The 8,839-nt window shown below is 41.2% G+C and carries 9 protein-coding genes, 2 tRNA genes and 1 other RNA gene; all 12 read right to left on the minus strand.

Annotated features, from left to right (window positions below; genetic code table 11):
• Nucleotides 1–71: 71 nt before the first annotated feature.
• A tRNA-Asn gene (locus V7137_RS29290) sits at nucleotides 72–143 on the minus strand.
• A gap of 68 nt (nucleotides 144–211) precedes the next feature.
• Nucleotides 212–574, minus strand: a transfer-messenger RNA (tmRNA) gene (ssrA, locus tag V7137_RS29295).
• Nucleotides 575–583: 9 nt separating this feature from the next.
• A tRNA-Ser gene (locus V7137_RS29300) sits at nucleotides 584–674 on the minus strand.
• Between the two features lie 217 nt (nucleotides 675–891).
• A complete protein-coding gene (gene fdhD, locus V7137_RS29305; protein WP_335701323.1) occupies nucleotides 892–1,707 on the minus strand; it encodes a formate dehydrogenase accessory sulfurtransferase FdhD in 816 nt (271 codons plus the stop codon).
• Between the two features lie 15 nt (nucleotides 1,708–1,722).
• Nucleotides 1,723–2,079, minus strand: coding sequence for a DUF2294 domain-containing protein (locus V7137_RS29310; RefSeq protein ID WP_335701324.1), 357 nt, complete (start codon nucleotides 2,077–2,079; stop codon nucleotides 1,723–1,725).
• A 99-nt stretch (nucleotides 2,080–2,178) separates the two neighbouring features.
• Nucleotides 2,179–2,658, minus strand: coding sequence for a DUF1641 domain-containing protein (locus V7137_RS29315; RefSeq protein ID WP_335701325.1), 480 nt, complete (start codon nucleotides 2,656–2,658; stop codon nucleotides 2,179–2,181).
• Nucleotides 2,658–5,630, minus strand: coding sequence for a formate dehydrogenase subunit alpha (gene fdhF, locus V7137_RS29320; protein WP_420490198.1), 2,973 nt, complete (start codon nucleotides 5,628–5,630; stop codon nucleotides 2,658–2,660). The genes V7137_RS29315 and fdhF overlap by 1 nt, the downstream gene beginning before the upstream one ends.
• A 170-nt stretch (nucleotides 5,631–5,800) precedes the next feature.
• A complete protein-coding gene (locus V7137_RS29325) occupies nucleotides 5,801–6,613 on the minus strand; it encodes a formate/nitrite transporter family protein (RefSeq protein ID WP_335701326.1) in 813 nt (270 codons plus the stop codon).
• 797 nt (nucleotides 6,614–7,410) lie between these two features.
• Entirely contained in the window at nucleotides 7,411–7,746 is a 336-nt protein-coding gene (locus V7137_RS29330; protein WP_335701327.1) for an IDEAL domain-containing protein, read from the minus strand.
• A gap of 84 nt (nucleotides 7,747–7,830) precedes the next feature.
• A complete protein-coding gene (locus V7137_RS29335) occupies nucleotides 7,831–8,274 on the minus strand; it encodes an RrF2 family transcriptional regulator (protein ID WP_335701328.1) in 444 nt (147 codons plus the stop codon).
• A 144-nt stretch (nucleotides 8,275–8,418) separates the two neighbouring features.
• Complete coding sequence (locus V7137_RS29340) at nucleotides 8,419–8,553, minus strand: BA3454 family stress response protein (RefSeq protein WP_335701329.1); 135 nt, start codon at nucleotides 8,551–8,553, stop codon at nucleotides 8,419–8,421.
• Nucleotides 8,554–8,662: 109 nt separating this feature from the next.
• The coding region (locus V7137_RS29345; RefSeq protein ID WP_335701331.1) for an ArsC/Spx/MgsR family protein at nucleotides 8,663–8,839 on the minus strand (177 nt) is incomplete at its 5' end.

Consider the following 8,839-nt stretch of genomic DNA (forward strand, 5'->3'; position numbering starts at 1 on the left):
CACAATTTCACTAGTTATGGCTGCTGCGTTCCCGCCCTGACCCGTTTCCTAGTGTCTTTGTTGGACTATAACTCCGCAGGTAGGACTCGAACCTACGACCGATCGGTTAACAGCCGATAAGTCTACCACTGAGCTACTGCGGAAAAATTCTAACTTCCTATATACATAATAATCGGATGATGAATCTAATTTAAGATGTTTTGGTTGGTTTTAGTGGAAATGACGGGAGTTGAACCCGTGTGCAAAGATATTGGCACTTATACATCTACGAGTGTAGTCAGTAAAATTCATTTCACTTACTTCTTTAGCCTACTGACAGGCGTTGAAGCAGCTAGTCTGGTTAGTCTCTTCCTTCATCCTCAGACAGTGGAATTCGGCGTAGTCCACTTGTCATGAGTCCCTTACCCTACCACATGGACGATGGAGGGAGGAACCGCTATCGTCTGTTATTAGGCAGCGAAAGCGAAGTTGTTGTTTTGTTTGCCAGTTATTAGGCTTTATCGTTTTAACGAGGACGAAACCCTCGACTCGCCATATAAGCTCAAACGATCCCTGTCGATACCAAGACATTCCCATAATATAATGGCAGAGAAGAAGGGATTTGAACCCTCGCGTCGGTTACCCGACCTACACCCTTAGCAGGGGCGCCTCTTCAGCCTCTTGAGTACTTCTCTGTAATGAAAGCTTACGCGTCAGTCCGTTAAGAACTTTACAAGAGAAATATATCATGTCTGCCAAATGGAAGATAGCTGTAAAATTTGGTAGTTCAAAAGTCCTGTTCATTTCATTAACACTTTATGGATAACTTCTAGCACGTTTTGCCGATTCCTCACGCAAAATATCATTATTTTGATAAATAAATGCCGCTTCAATGGCTGAAACGGCACTTTTTTACGTAAGTAATTGAACACCCTGTATCTTAATACGTTCGGGTCTTGTATAGATGTTTAAAGAATGATTGCGGAGAAAACCAACAGTCGTAATATGAAGCTCTTCTGCCAGCCGGAGGGCCAATTCGGTCGGTGCTGATTTTGACAGCACCAAGCCACATCCTATTTTGGCTACTTTTAGTAGCACCTCTGAAGAGATACGACCACTAAACACGATAATTTTGTCTGAAAGGGATATCGAATGCTGCAAGCAATAACCATAAATTTTATCCAGTGCATTGTGTCGTCCAATGTCCGTTCTGTCTACGATGATGCCGTTCCTGTCACAAAGGGCTGCATTATGTACGCCGCCTGTATCCTGGAAGATCACGGACGACTCCTGCATAAGTCGCATCAAATGAAAGCATTGGTCTATGGACACCGTCACATCAACGTTTTCAAGCGGTTTAACAGTTCTCGCATCATTATAAAAATAGAAGCTTTGCCGGCTTTTCCCACAGCAAGATGTTACAACTCGTTTAGAATGGAACAACTCGTTCAGTTTGTTGACCTTATGCGTCTTCACAATCGCTCGGCCTGTTGCTTCTATAATGGTAAGCTCTTTAATTTCTTTATAACTGCTGATGATCCCTTCCGACGCCAAAAAGCCAACGACTAACTCTTCTATGTGCTCTGGGCTGCAAACAAGTGTGGCGAATTCCTGCTCGTTTAATACAATTGTGATGGGATATTCAGTTACGATTGTATCCGTTACTTTGTGTATGGTTCCTGCCTCATACCGCCATACATTGCTTTCCATTTTCATTGGCTGATCCATACTACTCACTCCTAGCTACTTGCCCTCTATAGGCTGGTCAAATACAAAAATAGTCATGGCAATGTCTTCATCAATATTTATATCGGAAAATAGCCGTATCACCCTTGCCCCCATCAAAGTTTCAAACCTTAAAAGGACCTCCGGCTTTTTATAGATTTCCTTCACAAATCTTGTTCTCGTTTCATGTACCATCTGTTCCCCTTGTTCTGAATGAATCATGAACTTTTCTACATTTGTCAGGTTCCCCTTCATTTCACTGATCGCCCAGGAACCAATAAATTTGGTGGTGATTTCCTTGGGTCCATTTCCCACATATTCTTTTCTAATTTCACGAACAAGCATACTAAATTGATGTTCCAGATTTTTTGTCATTGACGTCCCTCCTCGTCTTAATTGGTTGGTTTAATTGCTATAGAGGAAACCCATTCTTTCCTTTAAACGAATGGGTTTTTTTGGGTTTCGTATTTTATGTTACTCTTTTAAGCCTTCGCCAATCCCTTTTAACAGGTTAAATCCAAATCCTAGCGCACGATTGATATCAGGATCCTTTAGGGCCTTCATTAAGTCAAAGAGCCCAAGCTTAGAATCGGCTTTTAATTCCTGCTCGGCCTTTTGCAATCCAGTGGTCAAGCCCTTTGCAAGCTTGCTTGTTGTTTCCGGATCCAGTTCAGTTAGAATACCGCCTGCAGCCATCGCATTATTGATCATGTTTGTCACAGGTTTTCGCGTAAATTGACCGACAGCGATTTTTGCTGCGCTCTCTTTCGCTTTTAGAAGACTTCCTAAAGCCTCCATAATTCCGCTATCATGCAATTCCTGCAGCAAATCCAACGTCTCTAGCAGTGAATCATGATTATCTGCAACCCCGGAGAGAAGATTCTCCAGGGATTGTATTTTCTTTTGTTCTTCTGTAAGTTCTATTTTTTGAATCGTCTGAATGGGTTTTGCCATTACGCATTCCTCCTGTCATAGAAACCAGGGTTAATATGCTCGTTCACACTTGCAATCGGAACATAATCACCGCGTTCCCACTTACGGTAAATTTCAAGGCCCATTTGCGGTGTACGAGTCGCATTACGTGGATTGTACCTTGGTAGCGGATTTTCTCCGTTCAGTTCAAGGACTTCCATCCGCACTTTAGCCTGTTTGTAAGCTGGTGTACGAGTCACCACATCTACTGCTCCACCTGTAAGCAGGTTAACAGCGCTCTCGTGGCTTGAGGAGTGCATTGGAACATACACTGTTTTTCCTACAACACGATCAGTTACAAGAACTGGCAAGCGAATCGCCCCATATGGTGATACAAGACGGACAAGTGACCCATCCTTTACGCCGCGCTCTTCTGCAAGCTCAGGAGATATCTCAACGAAAACTTTCGGGAATTTGTAGTTAAGTCCTTCTGATTTCTGTGTTAAGTTTCCTTCATGGAAGTGCTCCAACAGACGTCCGTTATCTAATGAAAGATCGAATTCTTGCGGGAACTCCACTGGCGGCACATAATCAAACAGACCGAACCGCGCTTTTTTATCTGGGAAATGAAAGCCGTCCTGGTAAAGCAGCGGTGTGTTTGTTCCATCAGGAGAACCCCAGTGGAAGCTGTTCCACCCTTCTAGCACGTCATAGTTACACTGGCTGAAGAAAGGCGTTAAGCTTGCCATTTCCGCAAAAATCTCGCTCGGATGACTATAATTCCAATCAAAGCCCATATGCTTCGCAAGCTCTGTAAGGATCCACCAGTCCGGCTTACTATTCCCTAGAGGCGCTAATGCTTGATACAACCGCTGTACACGACGCTCCGTATTGGTAAAGGTTCCATCTTTTTCAAGTGACGGCGCACCAGGCAAAATTACATCTGCAAATTGGGCTGTTGTGCTTAAGAAGATTTCTTGTACGACAAGGAAATCAAGCTTAGCAAGCATTGCCTGCGTATGATTCGAATCAGCATCGACCCATGCCATATCCTCACCAGAGATGAACATCGCCTTCATTTTACCTTCATCAATGGCTGCTAGCATTTGAATATTGTCAATTCCAGGTGTTGCAGGAAGATCTACCCCATACGCCTTCTCGAATTTTGTGCGTACTTGGTCATCTGTTACCGATTGATAACCAGGGAAGATATTTGGCATCGTTCCCATGTCAGCTGCACCTTGTACGTTATTATGTCCACGTAACGGGTACGCACCTGCATTTGGACGCATCATGTTTCCAGTAGCAAGGAGCAGGTTTGCAATGGCAACAGATGTATGTGAACCCGCGATATTTTGCGTTACACCCATACCCCAGCAAATCGCTGTTCCATCAGCATCACGAATCATTTCCGCCATTTGGATTAATGTTTCTTTATAGATACCCGTAATCTTTTCTGCCTCTTCAAGACTATAAGGTTCAATCATTTTGAATAACTCATCATAATGATTGACATGTTCTGTGATAAATTTCACATCATGCCAGCCTTGGTCCATGATATACTTCGTAATAGCGGAAAGCCATACATAGTCTGTTCCTTGTTTTGGACGAACGAACAAGTCTGCACGGTCACCCATTTCATGTCTGCGCACATCAACGGTAATTAATTTTTGTCCGTGAAGTTTTTGCGCTCGCTTAATACGTGTGGCAAGGACAGGGTGTCCTTCGGCAGGCGCACATCCTACAAGGATAACAAGACCAGCACCCGCTATATCCTTAATGGTTCCACTGTCGCCGCCGATGCCTCCCGTTTGTTGTAACCCCCACGAAGCAGGTGACTGGCAATAACGAGAGCAGTTGTCCACATTATTGGTTCCAAACACTTGACGAGCCAACTTTTGGATTAGGTAGTTTTCCTCGTTCGTAATTTTAGATGACGAAATAAAACCGATGGCATCGCTGCCGTACGTTTCTTTCATACCGCCGAGTTTCTTTGCAACGAGAGAAAGAGCCTCATCCCAACTTGCTTCAACAAACACTTCACCTTTACGGATTAAAGGTGTCGTAATACGTTCTTCGGAATTTACATAATCCCATCCAAATTTTCCTTTTACACAGGTGGAAACGCTGTTTACAGGGGCGTTTTCAGATGGTTCAATTTTGAGAATTTCACGATCTTTTGTCCAAACTTCAAATGAACAGCCTACCCCGCAGAATGTACAAACGGTTTTTGTTTTCTCAATGCGAGTCTCACGCATTGCTGCTTCTACTTCTGATACTGCCATGATTGTTTGATAATCAGGCTCTACTGCTTTGACAATGTCAATCATTGGTGTAAGCAAGTCATCTGAAATGCTTGTCATAAATCCAGCATTTCCAAGCATGGATTTTTCCATTAAGGCATTACAAGGGCAAACTGTCACACACTGACCACAGGATACACAGGATGATTCATTAATACTTTTTCCTCCGTCCCATAAAACACGCGGCTGACCGCTTTCCCAGTTAATCGTTAGCGTTTCATTCACTTGAAGATCTTGACATGTCTCCACACAGCGCCCGCACAGGATACATTGATCAGGATCATATCGATAAAACGGGTGAGACATATCTACTTCATAGCCCTTAGAGCGATGAGGTCGTGTTTGGTGCTCAACCCCCATCATTTCTGCTGTATTATGGACACGACAATTGCCATTGTTATTGTCACAAACGGTGCAGTATAATAGATGGTTTTCGAGAATACGGTCCATTGCTTCCTCTTGCGCTTTCTTTGCAAGCTCAGATGAGGTCAAAATGTCCATGCCGTCTTCAATCACTGTGGAACATGCACGCATAATGTTTCCATTAACTTCACACATACACGTATCACAGCTCTGAACGGGACCTAATACTTCAGAATAGCATATGTGCGGATGCTCCATTTCTTGTTGAAGTAAATAATCTAAAATACGAGTTCCTTTTTCAACTTCATGTGCTGTTCCATTTATAAGAACATTCACTTTTTCTTTCACTGTAAGTCCTCCTTAGTTTAAAACAGAGAAAATCTATCGAACTTCAAAAAAAGAATTACTTTTAATGAGCCAAAACTCTAGGTATTCTTCCTTACCTAAAACCAGTGCTCCTTTGCTTTTTTTCTATAAAACTATTAATATGCCTTGTACAAGGAAAAGCCTAATAATCGTTATCCAGCTTTTCTGATACTTGGCTCTGCTTGCGTTCGAGTTTGGAGGGACTCCTTATGAACCATCCAATAGATCAAGGCTACAAAAACACCGCCACCAATTGCATTTCCAATGACTACCGGCACAAAATTAGCTAAATAATCTGCCCATGTGAAGTGCCCCGCGAAGATTGCGGCTGGAATGACGAACATATTGGCAACAACGTGCTGAAAACCAATAGCTACAAACCCCATAATTGGGAACCAAATGGCAAGTATTTTACCACCGATATCATCTGCGCCATAAGCCAGCCAAACGCCTAAACAAACGAGCCAGTTACAGCCAATAGCTGAAATTACGCTCTGAATAAATGTTTCGTCCATTTTAGCTTCTGCGATTGCAACAGTTTTGGTTAGGAAGGGACCTGTTTCCGTTAATCCCAGTATATGACCAAAGAAATAAGCGACGAAGATTGCCCCAATAAAGTTACTGACTAATACTAAGAGCCAATTTCTCACCAGTTGTCCCAGCGTAGCACGCTTTGCTAGAACGGCAATCGGAAGCGCCATCATGTTCCCTGTTAACAATTCTCCACCTGCAATAATGATTAACATTAGTCCTACGGGGAAAACAGCTCCGCCTAATAGTGAGCTGAAGGAACCCCATTCCTTCGGTAAATTGGCAATTACTCGAATATCTAAAAGAAAACCAAGTGCTATAAAGGCTCCGCCTAAAAATCCTAATAAAAGTACATGTTCTGGTCGCATCTTTGCCTTTTTGGAACCAGCCTCAACGGCTAATTCCGCGATGTGCTGGGAACTATGAAACGCCATATTTTTTCCTCCAGTTAGATGAATTTAATGACCTTTTGTTAAGACAATGTGACATAGCCGGTCTCTTTGCCCATTGCTTTTAAAGTTAGTAAGTTAAATAGATTGGCTAAACGAATCAAAACGCAAAAAAGCCCACCATAAATCGGTTCTCATGCCAATGCATGAACCGTTTTACAGTGGGCTGACAGCTGAGCATTTTCTCATACTAGCAATCCATCCCGCTATAGACACTATGTCAAGAACAGGATGTACAGTCAATTTTTATTAACTGACGATCAATGAACTTTCCATACTCTATAAACCTTTCTAATAGTAACATGGATTCATAGATTTGTGAACTTTTTATGAATTTTTTTGTTCTCTTTTGCACGAGCCACTATCACTTTGTCTGGTGAGTACCATTTTAAAACAAGTTCTAAAGTATTGCCAAGAGATGGGCACTATTAATCGTGAGATTAGGGGCTTATGGTTGAAATGATGTTGGAGTATTTTCAACTAAGAGAAGGTTGCTGGTTTTCGGGTGAGAGAATTCCATAACTCATTAAACGATGGCTGTGAACCTTCCAGAGTGATCCTTTTGCATTTTTTCCGCGTCCTCGGGCACTGTGAACCCTTCAGAGTGACCGTTCTGTACTTTTTTCTTCGTCCACGGGCACTGTGAACCTTTCAGAGTGGCCCTATTGTATTTTTTTCTGTATTTTAAGAAACTTCTTGTCTATCTTAGTCTTCCTCCATTCATGGAACTTCTGCTCTATCATTTTTACGTGTCACAGTAATCGGAATTCGACGTGTAAGTTTTAATGAACTCCATTAACAAGCTGCTTTATTGCTTTTAACTCCGAAGAAAGCGCTAAAAACCATTCCTTATCCCCTGTTGATAAAGCTAAGTCTAGGAGAAATTCAATTTGTGCCTTGTTGGTTACATTAGAAACAGGCAGCTTTTTAACCCATGTACTTAAAATAGGAATTGTTTTGCCAATTGTTTGATTATTGTCACTTGTAACAACGGTTACCTTTACTACTCCTTCTAGACTAGACAGTGAATCAATATAACCAATGATTAATTCGCCAGCCCCTGATTCTGCCTTAATCCAATCACCTGTTTTTAAAATGGTATTATTATTGGAGAACATACTTTTTTCACCTTCTAAATTTTTTTAGTTTCATCAAGCAGGATATGCCAGTTTAGATTAATCTGTAATTTTTTATATTACATTTTACTTAAAAAGATCTGCAGTTATATACCGGTCACTCCGCTTATTAACAAGACTTACAACCTCTTTGATTGTATAATTCTTTAAATAATCTCCCATATGCTCTTCCGCACCGAAGAAAATTCCGCATAGGACACTTTGCAGATTCGCCCCTACAATACACTTTTCATTTGATTCAGGACACTTGGGCTGCAGTGCACCTTCTGAGGTTATCTTATATATATCCCAAAGATTCACTTCACTTAGATCCAGCTCAAAAATAAATCCGCCGCCAGTTCCCTCTTTGGATTTAATAAATCCATGTTTTTTTAACAAACTTAGCACTTTTCGAATGCGTACCGGATGGACGCCAGCACTTTCTGAAATGGCATCGCTAGTTGACATGCGGTCGGGCTGTAGCGCAAGAAAAGATAAACTATGAATGGCGAGGGTAAAATCACTTTTCATGACTTGCCTCCTAAGCAATAAAACTTCTCATATATTTTTACTTTTATATCTATAGTATGCATCTTCATTCATAACGTACTGTAATAATAAACATTACAGATTAGCTATTCTAGGATTTAGTTTTTCTAAGTCCGTCCGTTTTATTTATATATCCCATTGTTTTTTGACTTGTTCTTCTGCTATCCGTTTAATTTTATCCCATGTCATATCTTTTTTCACAATGACATTGGTATGGTAATTCCGATCTTTATAATTTACTGTCACAAATACTTCAATCATCCGGTATTCCTCCTTTTAAATTAAACATTAAAGGTGATCCTTCTTTTCCGTTCCATGGTAAAGTTTTAACTGTAAATACTAAGCATTTTTTTCTCCATTATTATTGATTTTAATTGGCCTCTTTTTGCAATTCATTGTACAAATATGTTCTGATCCTACGGGGCAGAAAACTACGAATTTCCTCCTCGTTATATCCTACTTGTAATCTTTTTTCGTCCAATATAATTGGCCGACGCACCATTTTGGGATGCTCCATTATTAATTTGCACAATTCATTAAGCGGAAG

It is taken from the genome of Neobacillus drentensis (genome assembly GCF_036962765.1).
Lineage (GTDB): Bacteria > Bacillota > Bacilli > Bacillales > Cytobacillaceae > Neobacillus > Neobacillus drentensis_C.

Excerpts from the sequence above, each read along its gene's own strand:
- fdhD (WP_335701323.1), bottom strand. The coding sequence starts at position 1,707 with ATGGATCAGCCAATGAAAATGGAAAGCAATGTATGGCGGTATGAGGCA.
- V7137_RS29335 (WP_335701328.1), bottom strand. The coding sequence starts at position 8,274 with ATGAAAAGTGATTTTACCCTCGCCATTCATAGTTTATCTTTTCTTGCG.
- V7137_RS29315 (WP_335701325.1), bottom strand. The coding sequence starts at position 2,658 with ATGGCAAAACCCATTCAGACGATTCAAAAAATAGAACTTACAGAAGAA.
- V7137_RS29325 (WP_335701326.1), bottom strand. The coding sequence starts at position 6,613 with ATGGCGTTTCATAGTTCCCAGCACATCGCGGAATTAGCCGTTGAGGCT.
- V7137_RS29330 (WP_335701327.1), bottom strand. The coding sequence starts at position 7,746 with ATGTTCTCCAATAATAATACCATTTTAAAAACAGGTGATTGGATTAAG.
- V7137_RS29340 (WP_335701329.1), bottom strand. The coding sequence starts at position 8,553 with ATGATTGAAGTATTTGTGACAGTAAATTATAAAGATCGGAATTACCAT.
- V7137_RS29310 (WP_335701324.1), bottom strand. The coding sequence starts at position 2,079 with ATGACAAAAAATCTGGAACATCAATTTAGTATGCTTGTTCGTGAAATT.